The organism is Streptomyces sp. BYX5S, assembly GCF_054724165.1.
In genome coordinates this window covers 3,244,486-3,259,869 of record NZ_CM138829.1, presented here as the reverse complement: position 1 = coordinate 3,259,869, position 15,384 = coordinate 3,244,486, and the positions used below count along the sequence as shown (strand labels likewise).

General features: G+C 71.9%; 17 protein-coding genes. 11 read left to right on the top strand and 6 right to left on the bottom strand.

The genetic code is table 11. The features are described 5' to 3' along the window. Positions 1–2 precede the first annotated feature (2 nt). Genes ACYBSK_RS14825 through ACYBSK_RS14805 form a run of 5 tightly spaced genes read left to right on the top strand, consistent with a single transcriptional unit; the run spans position 3 to position 4,812 of the window. Entirely contained in the window at positions 3–1,133 is a 1,131-nt protein-coding gene (locus ACYBSK_RS14825) for an FAD-dependent oxidoreductase (protein ID WP_460246396.1), read from the top strand. Further along, the gene (locus tag ACYBSK_RS14820; protein WP_460246395.1) at positions 1,130–2,128 is read left to right on the top strand and encodes an amidohydrolase family protein; all 999 of its coding nucleotides are present in this window, start codon (positions 1,130–1,132) and stop codon (positions 2,126–2,128) included. Before ACYBSK_RS14825 ends, ACYBSK_RS14820 begins: the two co-directional genes overlap by 4 nt. Positions 2,129–2,131: 3 nt before the next feature. Next, positions 2,132–3,070: a VOC family protein gene (locus ACYBSK_RS14815; protein WP_460246394.1), complete on the top strand. Its 939-nt coding sequence runs from the start codon at positions 2,132–2,134 to the stop codon at positions 3,068–3,070. Positions 3,071–3,097: 27 nt separating this feature from the next. Then, the gene (locus ACYBSK_RS14810; RefSeq protein WP_460246393.1) at positions 3,098–4,069 is read left to right on the top strand and encodes a fumarylacetoacetate hydrolase family protein; all 972 of its coding nucleotides are present in this window, start codon (positions 3,098–3,100) and stop codon (positions 4,067–4,069) included. After that, positions 4,066–4,812, top strand: a complete 747-nt coding sequence (locus ACYBSK_RS14805; RefSeq protein WP_460246392.1) for an SDR family NAD(P)-dependent oxidoreductase — start codon at positions 4,066–4,068, stop codon at positions 4,810–4,812. Before ACYBSK_RS14810 ends, ACYBSK_RS14805 begins: the two co-directional genes overlap by 4 nt. A gap of 7 nt (positions 4,813–4,819) precedes the next feature. On the opposite strand, the gene ACYBSK_RS14800 is transcribed toward ACYBSK_RS14805, so the two are convergent. After that, positions 4,820–5,605, bottom strand: coding sequence for an AraC family transcriptional regulator (locus ACYBSK_RS14800; protein WP_460246391.1), 786 nt, complete (start codon positions 5,603–5,605; stop codon positions 4,820–4,822). A gap of 54 nt (positions 5,606–5,659) precedes the next feature. On the opposite strand from ACYBSK_RS14800, the gene ACYBSK_RS14795 reads away from it, so the two are divergent. Genes ACYBSK_RS14795 through ACYBSK_RS14785 form a run of 3 tightly spaced genes read left to right on the top strand, consistent with a single transcriptional unit; the run spans position 5,660 to position 7,592 of the window. Continuing rightward, positions 5,660–6,862, top strand: coding sequence for an MFS transporter (locus ACYBSK_RS14795; RefSeq protein WP_460246390.1), 1,203 nt, complete (start codon positions 5,660–5,662; stop codon positions 6,860–6,862). A gap of 32 nt (positions 6,863–6,894) precedes the next feature. Then, positions 6,895–7,203 (top strand): ArsR/SmtB family transcription factor, encoded by a 309-nt coding sequence (locus ACYBSK_RS14790; RefSeq protein ID WP_460246389.1) that lies wholly within the window; start codon positions 6,895–6,897, stop codon positions 7,201–7,203. Then, entirely contained in the window at positions 7,200–7,592 is a 393-nt protein-coding gene (locus tag ACYBSK_RS14785; protein ID WP_460246388.1) for a VOC family protein, read from the top strand. The genes ACYBSK_RS14790 and ACYBSK_RS14785 overlap by 4 nt, the downstream gene beginning before the upstream one ends. A gap of 213 nt (positions 7,593–7,805) precedes the next feature. Here the strand turns inward: ACYBSK_RS14785 and ACYBSK_RS14780 are convergent, their stop codons facing one another. Together ACYBSK_RS14780 and ACYBSK_RS14775 are read right to left on the bottom strand one after the other, a co-directional pair. Further along, positions 7,806–8,234 (bottom strand): DUF3592 domain-containing protein, encoded by a 429-nt coding sequence (locus tag ACYBSK_RS14780; RefSeq protein ID WP_460246387.1) that lies wholly within the window; start codon positions 8,232–8,234, stop codon positions 7,806–7,808. Positions 8,235–8,327: 93 nt separating this feature from the next. Beyond that, positions 8,328–9,839: a SulP family inorganic anion transporter gene (locus tag ACYBSK_RS14775; RefSeq protein ID WP_460246386.1), complete on the bottom strand. Its 1,512-nt coding sequence runs from the start codon at positions 9,837–9,839 to the stop codon at positions 8,328–8,330. A 172-nt stretch (positions 9,840–10,011) separates the two neighbouring features. On the opposite strand from ACYBSK_RS14775, the gene ACYBSK_RS14770 reads away from it, so the two are divergent. Beyond that, complete coding sequence (locus ACYBSK_RS14770) at positions 10,012–10,413, top strand: MerR family transcriptional regulator (RefSeq protein WP_457477523.1); 402 nt, start codon at positions 10,012–10,014, stop codon at positions 10,411–10,413. Positions 10,414–10,424: 11 nt separating this feature from the next. Here ACYBSK_RS14770 and ACYBSK_RS14765 read toward each other — a convergent pair whose 3' ends face one another. Next, entirely contained in the window at positions 10,425–11,678 is a 1,254-nt protein-coding gene (locus ACYBSK_RS14765) for an SLC13 family permease (RefSeq protein ID WP_460246385.1), read from the bottom strand. 43 nt (positions 11,679–11,721) lie between these two features. Further along, positions 11,722–12,840: a PrpF domain-containing protein gene (locus tag ACYBSK_RS14760; protein WP_460246384.1), complete on the bottom strand. Its 1,119-nt coding sequence runs from the start codon at positions 12,838–12,840 to the stop codon at positions 11,722–11,724. 167 nt (positions 12,841–13,007) lie between these two features. Here ACYBSK_RS14760 and ACYBSK_RS14755 point away from each other — a divergent pair, with 167 nt between their 5' ends. Both ACYBSK_RS14755 and ACYBSK_RS14750 read left to right on the top strand, forming a co-directional pair. After that, entirely contained in the window at positions 13,008–13,976 is a 969-nt protein-coding gene (locus tag ACYBSK_RS14755) for a LysR family transcriptional regulator (RefSeq protein WP_457477520.1), read from the top strand. Positions 13,977–14,099: 123 nt separating this feature from the next. Beyond that, the gene (locus tag ACYBSK_RS14750) at positions 14,100–14,603 is read left to right on the top strand and encodes a DinB family protein (protein ID WP_460246383.1); all 504 of its coding nucleotides are present in this window, start codon (positions 14,100–14,102) and stop codon (positions 14,601–14,603) included. 31 nt (positions 14,604–14,634) lie between these two features. Here the strand turns inward: ACYBSK_RS14750 and ACYBSK_RS14745 are convergent, their stop codons facing one another. Further along, a complete protein-coding gene (locus tag ACYBSK_RS14745) occupies positions 14,635–15,330 on the bottom strand; it encodes a GntR family transcriptional regulator (RefSeq protein ID WP_460246382.1) in 696 nt (231 codons plus the stop codon). Positions 15,331–15,384 lie beyond the last annotated feature (54 nt).

The window sequence follows — 15,384 nt, the reverse complement described above, 5'->3', positions numbered from 1 at the left end:
CTATGAGCACACCCCGTTCCGTCCTCGTCGTCGGTGGCGGCGCGGCCGGCAACGCCGCGACGATCCTGCTGCGCCGCGCCGGGATCGCGGTCGACCTGATCGAGGCGAAGGACGACTGGAACGCCACCGCGGGATCCGGCATCACCCTCCAGGGCAACGCACTGCGGGTGCTGCGCGAGCTGGGCGTGTGGGACCAGGTCGAGAAGTCCGGGTACGGATTCGGGGCGGTCGGCATCACCGCCCCCGACGGCACCGTCCTGCACGTCGCCGAGGACCTGCGCACGGGCGGTGACGACCTGCCCGCCACAGTCGGCATGCAGCGCCCGCGGTTGCAGGGCATCCTCAGCGACGCGGTCCGCGCGAGCGGCGCCACCGTGCGCCTCGGTGTCCGCGCCGACTCCTTCGAGCAGGACGGCGAGGGCGTCACCGTCCGCCTCACCGACGGCACCACGGGCCGCTACGACCTGGTGATCGCCGCCGACGGGCTGGGCTCCACGACCCGCGCCGCCATCGGCATCACGGACAGGCCGGAGCCCACCGGCATGGCGATCTGGCGCGTCGCCACCCCGCGCCCCGCCGCGCTGACCCGCACCGACCTCGCGTACGGCGGCCCCGCCTACATCGCGGGCTACTGCCCGACCAGCGAGTCCACGATCTACGCGTACGTCGTGGAGGCCAAGCGCGACCGCGCGACGATCCCGGCGGACTCCTACGCGGACGAGATGCGCCGTCTGGCGTCGGCCTACGGCGGGCACTGGCCGGAGATCACCTCCCACATCACCGACCCGGCGCAGGTCAACTACACCTGGTTCGACCGGATGCTGGTGGAGGGCTCCTGGCACCGCGGACGCGTGGTCCTGGTCGGCGACGCCGCGCACTGCTGCCCGCCCACCCTGGCCCAGGGGGCGGCCCTGTCCTTGGAGGACGCCTGGGTGCTCACCCGGATGCTCACCGCCTCCGACACCTGGGACGACGCGCTGCTCCAGGCGTACTACGAGCGGCGGATCGCCCGTGTCCGGCCGGTGGTCGAGGCCTCGGTCCAGATCGGCCAGTGGCAGCTCGACGGGGTCCGCGACGCCGACGTGCCGGGCCTGATGGGCCGGACCATGACCATGCTGCGGGAGCTGCCGTGACGACGCCCACCATCGATGTGCACGCCCACGTCCTGCTGCCGGAGGTCGAGCAACTCGTCGCGGGGCTGCCGGGGTTGGACGAGGCGAAGGCCCTGGACGCGCGGCGCAACGGCCCCGACGCGCTCGCCGTCAGCGGCGCCATGATCCGCGAGCGGTTCCCCCGCCTGACGGACGTCACGGCGCGCCTCGCGGCGATGGACGCGCAGGGCGTGGACGTCCAGCTGGTCAGCCCGTCGCCGTCGCACTACCACTACTGGGCCGACGCGGAGACCGCCGAGAAGCTGTACCGGCTGGCCCACGAGTCGGTCGCCGCGCACTGCGCGCATGCCCCAACACGCCTGCGCGGTCTGGGACTTGTTCCGCTCCAGCACCCCGAGCTCGCGGTGGAGGCGCTGCATCACGCCCTGGAGTCGGGGCTGTTGGGCGTCGAGCTGTCGAGCCACGCGCCGGGCCGCGAGCTGTCCGACCCCGCGTACGAACCGCTGTGGGCGCGGGCCGCCGAGACGGGGGCGGTGCTGTTCCTGCACCCGTTCGGCTGCACGCTCGACGAGCGGCTCGACCAGTGGTACCTGTCCAACAGCGTGGGGCAGCCGACCGAGAACGCGGTGGCGCTCTCCCACCTCATCTTCTCCGGCGTCCTCGACCGCCATCCGGGCCTGCGGATCGTCGCGGCGCACGGCGGCGGCTACCTGCCCACGCACATCGGCCGCGCCGACCACGCGTGGGCGGCGCGCACGGACGCCTCGGCGGGCTGCGCCGAGCGCCCCAGCAGCTATCTGCGGCGCCTGTACTTCGACTCGCTGGTCCACGACCCGTACGTGCTGCGGGAGTTGGTGCGCGCGGCGGGCGCCGACCGGGTGCTGCTCGGCTCCGACTTTCCCTTCGACATGGGCAGCGAGGACCCGCTCGGCGCGCTGCGCGCCGCCGAGCTGCCCGCCGCCGACTTCGACGCCGTCCGGGGCGGCAACGCCGCCGCCCTCCTGAGGAAGGACTGACCCATGAGTGGACGCCTGCTCACCCACCTCCGCCACGTCGACCTGGCGGTGCCCGACTACGACAAGCAGCTCGACTTCTACTCCGGTGTCTGGGGTCTGACGAAGACCACCGAGGACTCCGGCCTGTCCTTCCTGGCCGCCGAGGGCTCCCCCGAGAGTTACGTCGTCCGGCTGCGCAAGGCCGAGGAGAAGCGCCTCGACCTCGTCTCGTACGGGGCGGCCAGCGCCGCCGACGTCGACACGCTCGCCGAACAACTCCTGGCAGGCGGGGTGCAGTTGATCTCACAGCCGGGGAAGGTCGACACCCCCGGCGGCGGCTACGGTTTCCGGTTCTTCGACGTCGACGGCCGCACCATCGAGGTCTCCGCCGACGTCGAGGTGCGGCAACACCGCAAGATCGAGGAGAAGGAGGCCATCCCGGTCAAGCTCTCCCACGTCGTCCTCAACTCGCCCGCCCTGAACCGGACGCGCGAGTGGTACGAGCGGCACCTCGGTTTCGCGCTCTCCGACACCCTGTCGTCGCCGCACATGGGCGAGGTCATGCACTTCATGCGGATCTCCAGCCAGCACCACTCGATGGCGATCGCGCAGGGCCCGCACACCGCGCTGCACCACGTGTCGTTCGAGATGCGCGGCATCGACGAGTACATGCGCGGCTCGGGCCGCGTGATGCGCGCCGGGTTCAAGAAGATCTGGGGCCCGGGCCGGCACATGGCGGGTGACAACACGTTCACGTACTTCCTCGACCCGCACGGCAACACCGTCGAGTACACGACGGAGTTGGAGACGCTCGACGAGGACACCTGGCACCCGCACGTCTACGACTTCTCTAAGCCCGAGGTCACCGACCAGTGGGGGACGGCCAACGCGATGAACGAGTTCGTCGCCAAGGAGTCTTTCAACGACCCCGACCGCGGCGTGTTCGTCGCCCCGCCGGTCTGATCCCGCCCCCACCTCCTGGAGCCGCACATGCGCTTCGCCACCTGCACGCACGAACACGAGACACGGGTCGCCGTCGTCGACGCCGACGGCGCCCTGCATCCGCTGCCCGGCACCCGCACCCTCACCGAGGTGATCGCGGCGGGCGCCGGCCTGCCGGACCTGCTGGCCCTCGGCCGCGCGGCCCTCGCCACACCACCGGGCCCGCACGTCTCCGAGGTCCGCCTGCACGCGCCTGTGCAGCCGCCCTCCATCCGGGACTTCGTCACCTTCGAGGAGCACGTCGAGGGTGTGCGCCGCTCCGTGGACGGGGCGGCGGGCGTGCCCGAGCAGTGGTACGCGGCGCCGACGTTCTACTTCGGCAACCCGCACGCCGTGTACGGGTCGGGCGAGCCGATTCCGGTGCCGCCGGGCTCGGCCGTCCTCGACTTCGAACTCGAAGTGGGCGCCGTCATTGGCCGCGAGGGCCGCGACCTCACCCCCGAGCAGGCACGCGACCACATCATCGGTTACACGGTGTTCAACGACTGGTCGGCCCGCGACCTCCAGTCCGCCGAGATGAAGGTCGGCCTCGGCCCCTGCAAGGGCAAGGACACGGCGACCACGCTCGGCCCGTACCTGGTCACCGCCGACGAGCTCGACCCGTACCGCGACGAGGAGGGTCTGCTGCGGCTGGCGCTCACCGCCGAGGTGAACGGCGAGGTCGTCGGCAAGGACCTGCTGTCCAACATGAGCTGGACCTTCGAGGAGATGGTGGCCTACGCCTCGCGCGGTACGCGGGTCGTCCCCGGCGACGTCCTCGGCTCCGGCACCTGCGGCAACGGCGGCTGCCTCGCCGAACTGTGGGGCGTGCGCGGCGAGCGGACACCACCGCCGCTGAAGCCGGGGGACACGGTCTCGCTCACGGTGGAGGGCATCGGCACGGTCACGAACACCGTGGTCGCCGGGGCGGCACCGCTGCCCCTCCCGACCGGGCGGCGCCGTCCGCGGGAGCGGCCGTGAGCGGCGCCGAAGCTCCGTCTCCCCTCGCCGACAAGGTGATCGTGGTGACGGGAGCCGCGCGCGGGCAGGGCGCCGCCGAGGTGGCGGCGCTCCGCTCGGCCGGTGCCCGGGTCGTGGCGACCGACGTGCGGGAGGCGGCGGGCTGCCGTGTCCTGGACGTCACGGACGCGGCGGCCTGGTCGGCGCTCGCGGCCGAACTGGGCGACACACACGGGCGGGTGGACGGCCTCGTCAACAACGCGGGCATCACCTGGCGCGCCCGGCTCGGCGACGTACGGCCCGAGGACTTCGACCGCGTGCACGCCGTCAATGTCACCGGACCGCTCCTCGGCATGCAGCACCTGAGTCCGCTGATGCCGCCGGGGTCGTCGATCGTCAACGTCGGCTCGTCGGCCGCGCTGACGGCGCACTACCCGGTGGCGTACACGGCGAGCAAGTGGGGACTGCGCGGGCTGTCGCGGGCCGCGGCCCTGGAACTCGGCCCGCGCGGCATCCGCGTCAACACCGTCCACCCCGGTTACATCGAGACGGAGATGTCGGCGTCCGCGGCGCCCGCGTTCCGCGAGGCGAACCTCCGCGAGACTCCGCTCGGCCGCACGGGCGGCGTCGACGAGGTCGCCCCGCTCGTGGTGTTCCTGCTGTCGGACGCCGCCTCGTTCATCACGGGCGCGGAGATCCCGGTCGACGGCGGGCTGACGGCCCACGGCGGCGTGAAGTCGATCTCGGACGCGCTGCGGCCCTGACAAGGCCCTAGTGGGACCCCGGCGTGTGCCCGAAGGCGCGCCGGAACACGTCGATGAACGCGCTGGGCGACGACCATCCGCACAGGTTCGCCACGGTCGTCACCGGTGTGTGGTCGGCGAGCAGGATCAGCGCGTGGTGGAGGCGGAGCTGGGTGCGCCACTGCGGGAAGGTCATGCCGAGGTCGCTCCGGAACAGCCGGGACAGGGTGCGGTCGCTCGCGCCGACCTCGCGCCCGAGCTCGGCGAGGGTGCGGCGGTCGGCCGGGTCGGCGCCCAGCAGGTCGCACACGGCGCGCAGCAGGGGCGCGGTGGGCGTCGGCAGGTGCAGCGGCTGCTGCGGCGTGAGCTTCAGCTGGTCGAGCAGCACCGCGCGCAGGCGCGCCCGTTCGGGGCTGCCGACGTCCGTGGTGTCCGGGGAACCGGTGCGCGCGTACTCGATGATCAGCTCGCGCAGCAGCGGGCCGACGGCGAGCACGGCCGGAGCGTCGAGGCCGAGTGGGTTCTCGGTCGCGGGCAGGCCCACGAAGTGCAGTTCGACGTCGCCGTGGGCCTGGTGGGCGTGCACGGTGTCGGCGGGCACCCACAGCGCCCGGGTCCCCGGCGCCACCCAGGACCCGGCGTCGGTGGTGACGGCGACGACGCCCCGGCCGGCGTAGGCGATCTGGTGGTCGTCGTGCCGGTGGGCGTCGATCTCGGCGCCGTGCGTCAGGTACCGGGTGTGCGTGGGGGCCACCGGGGTGTGGCGCACGGCGTCCGGGAGCGCGTCCTCGTCGGCGTGGCGGTTCTTCGACATTGTCTGGCAGGTTATCGGAAGCGGGCCACGGCGTCCGCTGGCGACGATGACCCGGTGGACAAGAACACTTCGATCCCCCTGCTCTCCGTCGGGCACGCCTGCGTGGACGTCTATCAGGGCTCCGTCGCCGCGCTCGTGCCGTACTTCGTCGCCGAACGCGCCTACAGCTACGCCGCCGTGTCGGGCATCGTGCTCGCCGCGTCCCTGCTGTCGTCGGTGGCGCAGCCGGTCTTCGGCCTGCTCACCGACCGCTGGGCGATGCCCTGGCTGCTCCCCGTCAGCACACTCCTCGCGGGCGTGGGCATCGCGCTGAGCGGGGTCAGCGACTCGTACGCGGTGACGCTCGCCGTCGTCGCGGTCTCGGGGATCGGGGTGGCCGCCTACCATCCGGAGTCCGCGCGGGTGGCCCGCCTCGCGAGCCGGGGCAGTCACCGCTCGATGGCGTGGTTCTCGCTCGGCGGCAACATCGGTTTCGCCGTGGCCCCGCTGCTGGTCGCGGCGGTCGTCGCCGCGGGCGGTCTCGGCCTGACGCCGCTGCTGGTGCTGCCCGCCGCGGTCGGCGCGGCGATCTGCCTGCCGGTGCTGCGCGCGCTGGGCCGGCGCGAGAAGGCCTCGGCCGCGAGCGCCGCGGCGCCGGTCAGGGACGACGTCCCGTCCTTCGTCCGGCTGTCCCTCGCGGTGGTGTTCCGCTCCATCGCCTTCACCGGCCTGAGCACCTTCGTGTCCCTGTACGCCACCCAGCGCATGGGCGGCAGCGGGGCGGCGGGCACCGTGGCCCTGTTCGTGCTGTACCTGGGCGGCGCGGTCGGCAGTGTGCTGGGCGGCGCTCTCGCGAGCCGCTGGGACCGGGTCACCGTCTCGCGCTGGTCGTACCTGCTCACGGCGGTGTCGGTGGCGGGTGTGGTGTGGGTGCCGGGGCCGGCGCTCTACGTCTTCCTGGCCCTCACCTCGGCGGGCCTGTACGTGCCGTTCTCGCTCCAAGTGACCCTGGGGCAGGACTACTTGCCTTCGCGCGTGGGCACGGCCAGCGGGATCACGCTCGGCCTGACGGTGAGCATCGGCGGTCTGGCCAGTCCCGTCATCGGCACCCTCGCCGACCACACCTCGCTGCGCACCGCGCTCACCCCGCTCGTCCTCATGCCCGTCCTGAGCCACCTCCTCTACCGGACCCTCCGCGAACCCGGGACCCCTCCGGTGCCGCCCGCTCCCGCCGCCCCCGCGGCGGTCGAACAGCGCGGTTCGGCGCACTCCGGTTGATAGGCAAGCCGGGACTTGCCTATGCTGGCGTCGTGGCCGATGAACTGTTCAAAGCCCTGGCCGACGCCACCCGCCGTACGATCCTCGACGAGCTGACGCTGAAGTCGGGCCAGACCCTGTTCGAGATCTGCTCCCGGCTGACCATGAAGCACCGGCTGAACCTGTCCCGGCAGGCCGTCTCCCAGCACCTCGCCGTACTGGAGGCGGCCGGGCTCGTCGAGACCAGGCGGGAGGGCCGCTACAAGTTCCACGACCTGAACACCGCACCGCTGCGCCTGATATCGGAGCGGTGGCTCACGACGGACCATCCCAGGCCGGACCAGGAAGAGAGCACCCCATGAAGATCCACATGACCAGCGTCTTCGTCGACGACCAGGCCAAGGCCGCGCACTTCTACACCGAGATCCTCGGCTTCCAGAAGAAGCACGACGTGGACCTCGGCGGCGGCGCCCGCTGGCTGACCGTCGTGTCGTCCGAGGAGCCCGACGCCGCCGAGCTGCTCCTGGAGCCCTCGGGCCACCCCGCCGTCAAGCCCTACCGCGACGCGCTGATCGCGGACGGCATCCCGCTCGCCCAGTTCGCCGTCGACGACGTGCAGGCCGAGTACGAGCGGCTGACGGCGCTCGGCGTCCACTTCACCCAGGAGCCGCTGGAGATGGGCCCGGTCACCACCGCCGTGCTCGACGACACGTGCGGCAACCTCATCCAGATCGCGACCGAGCCCCAGTAGTCCGCACCGGACCTAGGGCCTGTCGTTTGGATCAGGCCGGATCAGGGAGCGGGGGCAATGGGGTCTCCCCTGCTCGAGCGGAGCCGAGAGCTTGGGGAAGCGTGCGATCGCAAGGCGGAGGAGGGCGTCGACGCGGAGCGTCGGCAACCGACGACAACGCCGCGAGCGTGCGTGCCAGCCCCCGCGAGCCCGGCCTGATCCAAACGACAGGCCCTAGGCGCGCCGCCGCCCGAAGACCGCGATGCCCGCGCCGACGGCGGCGGCGAGCAGCCCGATGCCGCCGAAGATGATCGGCAGCAGCCACAGCGACAGGAACCCGTCGATCCGCGCGTCCCCGGGCTCGTCGGCCCGGTACAGCACCTCGACGCGCTCCCCCTCCTCGTACGCGGGCGGGTTGGACCCCGTCGAGCCGCGGAAGGTGTGCGGTGCGCCGTCGGCGCCGGTGAACTCGACGACCGGGTACGCCGCGGGCTCGTCCCGCTGCCGGCTCCTGCGGGAGGAGCCGATGTCGTCGTCGCGCCACTCGACGGCGACGACCTTGCCCGACGTGCGCTCCGCGTCCCGCAGCAGTGAGATCGACGACCAGGCCAGGATCAGCCCGACGATCAGGAAGATCCCGCCGAACGCCGTCACCCCCAGCACGACCCATCGACGTACGCCCCACCCACGCGCCTGTGCCTGCACCGTGTGCCTCTCAGTTGTCCGAAGAGGAGGGAGGCTATCGCAGGCCACGGGTCAGTGGTTGCCGGTGAGTTCGCCGCTCAGCCTTCCGTGCAGGGCCGCGCTGTCCGGGTTGAAGCCGACGATCTCGACGCTCTTGCCGCGCTCCGCGTACTTGGTCTCGATCGCGTCGAGCGCGGCCACGGACGAGGCGTCCCAGACGTGGGTGGCGGAGAGGTCCACGACGACCTTGTCGGGGTCGCCCGCGTAGTCGAACTGCGTCACGAGGTCGTTGGAGGACGCGAAGAAGAGTTCACCGGTGACCGAGTAGACGACCTGGCCACCGTCGGGGTCGGTGACCGAGGTGACGTTCGCGACGTGGGCGACGCGGCGGGCGAAGACGACCATCGCGGTGATCGAGCCGACGACGACGCCGATGGCGAGGTTGCTGGTGGCGACCACGACGACCACGGTCAGCACCATGACGACGAGCTCGCCGGCGGGCATCCGCTTCAGCGTCTTCGGAGCGATGGAGTGCCAGTCGAAGGTCGCGAAGCACACCATCACCATCACGGCGACCAGCGCACCCATCGGGATGTCGGAGACGACGGGGCCGAACACCACGCACAGGATCATCAGGAAGACACCCGCCAGGAACGTCGACAGCCGGGTCCTGGCGCCGGACACCTTCACGTTGATCATCGTCTGGCCGATCATGGCGCAGCCGCCCATGCCGCCGAAGAAGCCGGTGACGATGTTGGCGATGCCCTGGCCGATGGACTCGCGGGTCTTGGACGAGCGGGTGTCGGTGATCTCGTCGACGAGCTTGGCCGTCATCAGGGACTCCATGAGTCCCACGAGCGCCATGGCGAGGGCGTACGGGGCGACGATCTTCAGGGTCTCGACGGTGAACGGCACGTCCGGCAGCCCCGGCACGGGCAGCGAGGACGGCAGATCGCCCTTGTCGCCCACGGTCGGCACGGCGATTCCGGCGGCGACGGTGACGACGGTCAGGATCACGATGGAGACCAGCGGAGCGGGCACCGCCTTGGTGACCTTCGGGAAGAACACCATCAGCGCGAGCCCGGCGACGATCAGCGGGTAGACCGCCCACGGCACGTCCGTCATCTCCGGCACCTGCGCCATGAAGATCATGATCGCGAGGGCGTTGACGAAGCCGACCATCACGCTGCGCGGAACGAACCGCATCAGCTTGGCGACACCGAGCGCCCCGAGCGCGATCTGGAAGACACCGGCCAGGATCACGGCGGCGACCAGGTACCCGAAGCCGTGCTCCCGGTTGAGCGGCGCGATCACCAGCGCGACCGCTCCGGTCGCGGCCGAGATCATGGCCCGGCGCCCGCCCACGACGGAGATCGTCACCGCCATGGTGAAGGCGGCGAACAGGCCGATCTGCGGATCGACGCCCGCGATGACCGAGAACGAGATCGCCTCGGGGATCAGCGCGAGCCCCACCACGAGACCGGCCAGGATCTCGGTGCGCCACACCTTCGGGTCGGACCACCAGTCGGGGCGGCGCAGGCCACGCAGCCGGGCGGCCGGGGACAGTGCGGAGGAGGGAGGCAAGAGAACGTAACCTGTCGTGGTCGGGGCACGCCGGCGTCACGCGGCGTGTGCGAACGGGAGAAGGGGCGGCGCGCGGCCGCCCGGACGACCACCAACTCTACCCTGACGTGAGGGTAGAGATCGGCGCCGCCGACCGTGACCCCGGTGACACCACTACGAGGAAGGGCGCCGCGTGAGCAGCGAGCACATGCAGATCGGCGAGGTCGCGAACCGGACCGAGCTGTCGTTGCGCACCATCCGGCACTACGAGGAGACGGGCCTCGTCATTCCCTCCGCCCGCTCGCAGGGCGGCTTCCGGCTCTACACCGAGAACGACGTGGCCCGTCTGATGGTGATCCGCCGCATGAAGCCGCTCGGCTTCACGCTCGACCAGATGCGCGACCTCCTCGACGCCACCGACCGGCTCGACGCGACCCCGCCGCCCGAGGGCGAGGAGCGCGAGCAACTCCTCGACCGGGTGCGCCACTTCGAGCGGGCGGCCGCCGACCGCGTGGCCGATCTGCGCAAGCAGCTGGGCCGCGCGGAGGAGTTCGCGGGGACGCTGCGGGAGCGGCTGGGCGAGGCGGGGGCGTAGCACCCCGGCCCCTACGACCAGGGCAGCACCAGCACACCCCAGGCCACGGCCGGGCCGAGGGCGACGATGCCGCCCGTGTAGCCGATGACCTGGCGGTAGAAGCGGCGGGAGTCGACGCCGCGGGCGTTGGCGAGGACGAGGGCGCCGTTCGTGGAGAACGGTGAGGTGTCCACGATGGTGGTGGACACCGCGAGGGCGGCGATCAGCCCGGCCGCGTTGAGGTGGCTGGAGAGCAGCAGCGGCACGGCGATGGGAATGATGGCCGTGAGGATCGCGGTGGACGAGGCGAAGGCCGAGGTGATGGCCACCGTGAAGCAGAGGAGCAGGGCGACGAGCAGCGGGGCGCCCAGGCCCGCCGCGTGTTCGGAGACGTCCTCGATGACGCCCGCCTTCTCCAGCATGGCGATGTAGGTCATCATGCCCGCGACGAGGAGCAGGGTGGACCAGCTGATGCCGTCGACCGCCTTCTCCTGCCGCTTCATGTCCACCAGCGCGAGGACGGCGCCCGCGACGAGCGCCAGGAACCCGATCTCCAGCCGGAAGCCGAGCGCGCCGACGACGAGCGCGACGAGGAAGGCGAGCGTCAGCCACTGACGCCAGTCGGGGCGCCCGGTGACGGCTTCGTGCGCGTCGTCGGCGGCCGCCTCGGCGCTCGCGCTGAGCGGCACCTCGCGCTTGGCGAGGAACAGGTACGTGAGCAGCGAGAGCACCAGGTTGATCGCGAAGCTGGCCGCGAACAGGGTGACCGGCGAGACGTGCAGATCCGTCTTGCCGACCAGTCCGAGCACGAGCGCGCCCGACACGGCGAGCGGTGAGAACGCGCCCGCGTGACCGCCGCTGATCACCATCATGCCGACCATCAGCGGGTTGAGCCGGTACCGGTGGGCGAAGTTCATGCCGATCGGGACGAGCAGCGCGACGGCGGCCGGGGTGAAGGTGCCGAAGGCGGTGAGCAGCGCGGCGACCAGGAACAGCACCCACGGGATGAGCGCGACCTTGCCGCGCACCAGTCGCACGCCGCCGGTGACGAGCAGGTCGATGGTGCCGTTGCGGCGGGCCACCGAGAACAGGTAGGTGACCCCCACGATCGTCACGAACAGCTCCACCGGGAAGCCCTCGAAGATCTGGTCCTCGGTGAGGCCGAGGGTGGCGCTGCCGACGGCGAACGTCGCGACGAAGGCGAGTATGCCGAGGTTGATCGGCAGCATGGTGCCGACGACGAACATCACCAGCAGGGCGCCTATGGAGATCAGTTCAGGAGACATCATTGTCCTCGTTCCGGATTGGGCGTGTGCTCTCGTGCGCTGTTCAGGAAGCTCTGCGGGCTTCCGGTACGTAGATGCGGGCATCGGCGAGGAGTCGGGCCGCGCGCTGCACGGTGACCCGCCCCGGCGCGCCGTCGCGCACGTCGTCGCAGCGGACCGCCACGACCCCGGCGGGAGTCCCCACCCTCAGCCACGCGCCGCCCGGCCGTCCACCCCTCGCCCGCGCCACCACGGAGCCCTCCAGGAGCCCGGCCGCGGCGACGGCGACGGCGGAGGTGAGGCCGATCGCGGGGTGCGGGGCGTTCATGGAGAGCATGCGCACCGAGACGTCGTAGTCGTCGGCGTCGATCTTCTCCCGGGCCGTGGTGGTGTACGGGACGGCGGGGCCGACGAGGCCCACCTTGGGCACCGCGTCGCCGGGTTCGCCGCCCGGCGGGACGAGGCCCATCAGGGGTGCGGCGGCATGCCGGACGGCGCGCAGCCACGGCACGTCGGCGCTGATGTCACGCAGGTCCTCGGCGCCGGTGCGGCCCGCGTGGAGCGCGTCGACGAGCACCACGGGGGCGCCCGCGTCGACCATGCTGACACGCGCCGACTCGGCTTCACCGAAGGCCAGTTCCTCGACGGTCCGTCCGGTCGGCAGGAGCGCGCCGGTGGTTCCGCCCGCGGGGTCGAGGAACGTGAGGCCGACCGCCACCCCGCCGGCCCGGGTGCCGGGGACCCGCTGCTCGCCGAACTCGTGGACCCGGCCCCCGGTGGTGTCCACCACGCCCTCCAGGACGGCGCCGGTGTTGCTGTTGCGCATCACCACCCGCGTGCGGTCGCCGGTGACGGGCACCAGGCCCTTGGCGACCGCGTACAGGGCGATGCCGGTCGCGCAGTTGCCGCAGTTGCTGGTCCACTCGACGGTTCCGGTGCCGATGCCGACCTGCGCGAAGAGGTAGTCGACGTCGACGCCGGGTGCGCGCGAGACACCGACGACGGCCGCCTTGGAGGTGGTGGGGGTGGCTCCGCCGACGCCGTCGAGCACGACGGGTTCGGTGGATCCGTACGCGGCGACCAGCAACTTCTCCAGTTCGCCGCGGTCGGCTGGGACATGCACCTGGCTGAACAGCCAGCATTTGCTGGTGCCGCCACGTACCAGGGTCGCGGGGGTGTGCACAGCTTCGAGCTCTTTCTGATCGCGCCGAGGGGGCGCCGGTCACGCGGGCCGTGGGGCGTCCCGCCCCACCGGGCCCGGCCGGCGATGGCCACGACCTTCGCAGAGCCATGGGTTGGGCACAATGACGGTTTCCTTCACCAGGCTTTAGCTGGGCTAAAGTCAGGGGCATGCTGAACGTCCGCCGCCTGCTCCTGCTCACCGCCGCCGCGGAGTGCGGTTCGCTGACCGCCGCGGCCACCGAGCTGGGCATGACCACGTCCGCTGCCTCGCAGCAGATGTCCCTGCTGGAGCGGGAGGCGGGACAGCCGTTGATCGAGCGCCTGCCGCGCGGTATCCGCACCACGCCCGCGGGCGCCGCCCTCGCCGAGCGCGGCCGCACCATCCGCCGTGAACTGGGCGCCGCCGAGGCCGACTTGCAGTCGTTCGCCGACCTCGACCAGGGCACGCTCCGGCTCGGCTCCTTCCCCACCGCCAGCGCCTCGCTGCTGCCGCTCGCGCTCACCCGCTTCCGCCGCCGCCACCCCGGGGTACGGACCGTGGTGCGCGCCGGGGTCCTCGACGAACTGCGCGACATGCTGCACACGGGCGAGGTGGAACAGGCGCTGCTGTGGGACTACGAGTGGAACCGGGTCGACGACGACACCCTCACCCTCACCCACCTCCTCGACGACCCGACGGTCCTCGTCGTCCCCGCCGACTCCCCGCTGCGCACCCGGGGTTCGCTGCGGCTCGCGGACCTCGCCGACGAGGAGTGGATCATCCGCGCCGACAACCACCCCGTCGCCGACGTGCTGCGCCGCTCGTGCGGGCGCGCCGGATTCGAGCCGCGCATCGCCTACGCCTCGCACGACTACCAGGAGGCGCAGGCCATGGTCGCCGCCGGTCTCGGTATCGCGCTGGCCCCGCGTCTGGCGCTGACCAGCCGCCGCAGCGACGTCCGGCTGCTGGCCCTCACCTCCGACGCTCCCCCGCCGACCCGCCGCATCCTGCTGGCCCGCGCCACCTCGCGTGCCACGACGCCGCCCGCGGAGGCGATGGCCCGGCTGTTGCGCACGGTGGCGCAGAAGTTCACGGCGGCGGACCTGGACCGCACGCAGCTGGGGGCGGTACGGCGGGCGGGGCACGGCCGGGGGTAGGCGGGGCGCGGCCCGGGGCGGTCGGGGTGGCGGGACGCGACTGCGGGGCCCGGAGCGGTCGGGGTAGCGGGGCGCGAACAAATGCCGCGCCGGGCGGCCCCCGCGCGTGTCAGGATCGCCCCCATGACCCGCACCGACATGCCCTCGTCCTGGGACGAGCGCACCATGCTGACGACCTTCCTCGACTACGCACGCGCCACCGCCGTGACCAAGTGCACGGACCTCGCCCCGGAACACGTCGGCGCCGCGCCGCTCCCCGGCTCACCGCTCATGACACTGGGCGGGCTGATCAACCATCTGCGCTGGGTGGAGTACCACTGGTTCCAGGTGATCTTCCTCGGCGAGGAGGACGCGGGCCCGTGGACCGACGAGGACCCGGACCGCGAGATGCGTCTGGGCGCCGAGACGCCGATGCCTCAGCTGATCGCGGAGTACGAGGAACAGAGCGCCCGCTACCGTCAACTGGTCGCCGAAACCGACCTGTTGGCGACGGCGAAGCGACCCGTCAGGGGCGGCACGCACGTCACCCTCGGCTGGATTCTCATGCACCTGATCGAGGAGACGTCGCGGCACAACGGCCACATCGACATCCTCCGCGAAACGGCCGACGGCTCGACGGGCGACTAGTCACCGTCACACCCGCCGCCGGGCCCCGCCCTCACTTCTTGGAGCGGTCCTCGTCCATGCCCGCCATGAGGGCCTGGTGGCTGCGGCGCACGTGCTCGCGCATGACGCGCTCCGCGCCGTCGCCGTCCTTGGCGAGGATGAGGTCGAGTACGCGGTGGTGCTCGTGGTCGGACTCGCTGAGGCGGCCGGGCTGGGCGAGGGAGGTGCGGACCAGGCGGGCGTAGGCGAGTTGGTTCATCAGGGTCCGGTAGTGGGCCTCCAGCTTGGAGTTGTCGGCCCCGACGATGATCAGCTCGTGGAAGTCGTGCACGAGCTTCTCGTACTTCTCCGAGTCGCCGGCGCGCACCGCCTCGTCGGCCTCGCGCATGGTGGTGGCGAGCCGCTCCACCTCGGGAACGTTGCCGCGGAAGGCGAGGAGGCGGGCCGCAGCACCTTCGAGGAGTTCCTTCATCTGGAACAGCTCGGTGATCTCACGGCGGGAGGGTACGGCGACGAACGTGCCGACCCGCGGGCGCACCTCCACGAGGCCCTCGATCTGGAGCTGCTTGAGCGCCTCGCGGATGGGGGTGCGGCTGACGCCGAAGGTCTGCGACAGCGTCATCTCGGAGAGGCTGGAGCGCGGCGGCAGCTCCCCGCTGATGATCATGCGGCGCAGCTCTTCGGCGACCTTCGCCTGCATGCTGGTCTGCTGCGGCGGCCGACGGGACGGGCGATCGGGCTCTTGCATGGCACGTGAACCTAGTCTTCGGGGACGCACGGCGTCAATCGACAGGGAAACCGG

What these genes read in the sequence shown, in the direction of transcription:
- ACYBSK_RS14755 (WP_457477520.1), top strand. Translation starts at nt 13,008, where the DNA reads ATGCTGAACGTCCGCCGCCTGCTCCTGCTCACCGCCGCCGCGGAGTGC.
- ACYBSK_RS14745 (WP_460246382.1), bottom strand. Translation starts at nt 15,330, where the DNA reads ATGCAAGAGCCCGATCGCCCGTCCCGTCGGCCGCCGCAGCAGACCAGC.
- ACYBSK_RS14800 (WP_460246391.1), bottom strand. Translation starts at nt 5,605, where the DNA reads ATGTCGAAGAACCGCCACGCCGACGAGGACGCGCTCCCGGACGCCGTG.
- ACYBSK_RS14825 (WP_460246396.1), top strand. Translation starts at nt 3, where the DNA reads ATGAGCACACCCCGTTCCGTCCTCGTCGTCGGTGGCGGCGCGGCCGGC.
- ACYBSK_RS14785 (WP_460246388.1), top strand. Translation starts at nt 7,200, where the DNA reads ATGAAGATCCACATGACCAGCGTCTTCGTCGACGACCAGGCCAAGGCC.
- ACYBSK_RS14815 (WP_460246394.1), top strand. Translation starts at nt 2,132, where the DNA reads ATGAGTGGACGCCTGCTCACCCACCTCCGCCACGTCGACCTGGCGGTG.
- ACYBSK_RS14750 (WP_460246383.1), top strand. Translation starts at nt 14,100, where the DNA reads ATGACCCGCACCGACATGCCCTCGTCCTGGGACGAGCGCACCATGCTG.
- ACYBSK_RS14765 (WP_460246385.1), bottom strand. Translation starts at nt 11,678, where the DNA reads ATGTCTCCTGAACTGATCTCCATAGGCGCCCTGCTGGTGATGTTCGTC.
- ACYBSK_RS14810 (WP_460246393.1), top strand. Translation starts at nt 3,098, where the DNA reads ATGCGCTTCGCCACCTGCACGCACGAACACGAGACACGGGTCGCCGTC.